Source organism: Arthrobacter sp. JCM 19049 (genome assembly GCF_001310435.1).
In genome coordinates, this window is sequence record NZ_BAXF01000721.1 from 1 (window position 1) to 884 (window position 884).

The 884-nt window shown below is 63.3% G+C and carries 1 protein-coding gene and 1 pseudogene; both read right to left on the reverse strand.

The window, feature by feature from the left end; genetic code table 11:
* Nucleotides 1–22: 22 nt before the first annotated feature.
* Nucleotides 23–247 (reverse strand): annotated as a pseudogene (locus JCM19049_RS15775) (Rho termination factor N-terminal domain-containing protein); the annotation flags it as partial.
* A gap of 343 nt (nucleotides 248–590) precedes the next feature.
* Nucleotides 591–809 (reverse strand): hypothetical protein, encoded by a 219-nt coding sequence (locus JCM19049_RS15780; RefSeq protein WP_054822025.1) that lies wholly within the window; start codon nucleotides 807–809, stop codon nucleotides 591–593.
* Nucleotides 810–884: the final 75 nt, after the last annotated feature.

Sequence of the window (884 nt, forward strand, 5' to 3'; positions counted from 1 at the left end):
CTCATCGGTCCCGGTCTCGGGGGGCCGACTTCGCCGACTCCTTGGCTTCGCGGTCGGCGACCGCGCCGCCGCGCTGGTGCGAGCTGATCGCGGCAACAAGTTCGGCCTTGCGCATGCGCGAACCGCCGGTAATGCCCAACTGGGAGGCCAGCTGCTGCAGCTGAACCATCTTCAGGGATGCCAGTCCGGCGTTCTTGGTGGAAGTCTGGTTGTCCACGCCTTCGGTGAGGCTCGTGGTTTCGGTCACGAATGTTCCTTCTGACTGGTAGGGCGGGTCGGTCTCACCGACACTGTGCCTAAATCCGGTGCAGCGCCCCAGACGGGGCCATCTGCTGCACCTGTCAGTCGCGTCACCTTGGCGATGAAACTTTTAAGGTGGGGCGCGATTGATATGGAAAGAGAGATATCACCTCGGCACCAAATGCGGGCGCGCTGGGGGATATCAAACTCGGTTGCCGTAAGACAGCAGTAAAGAAACCGGAATGTTTGCGCGAAAACCGCCAGATCGTGCTTCTGGCGTCCTCCGCAACACGGTGGCCACAGGGTCTTCCCTTGGTGAAGGTGTCTAAACTCCCGGCCTGCTATGAGTGCTACAGCACCTCTACTGTAACACCCGTTGACGCAATGGCGGGAATTTCGCAACGCCAGGAACCGGTGGATGTGGCATTAAACGCCTCGATCAGCTGTGCAGCCTGCCCCAGCTGGGTGTTGTCGGCCACCAGCACCAGCACGGTCGGACCGGCCCCGGAGATCACCGCGGCGAGCCCCTCCCCGCGCAGCCGGGCCAGCAGCGCACTGCTTTCGGGCATCGCTTGGCCCGGTAGTGCTGGTGCAGGAAGTCCTCGGTGCCGGCCAGCAGCTGGGCCGGGTCGGTGGCCAGGGCG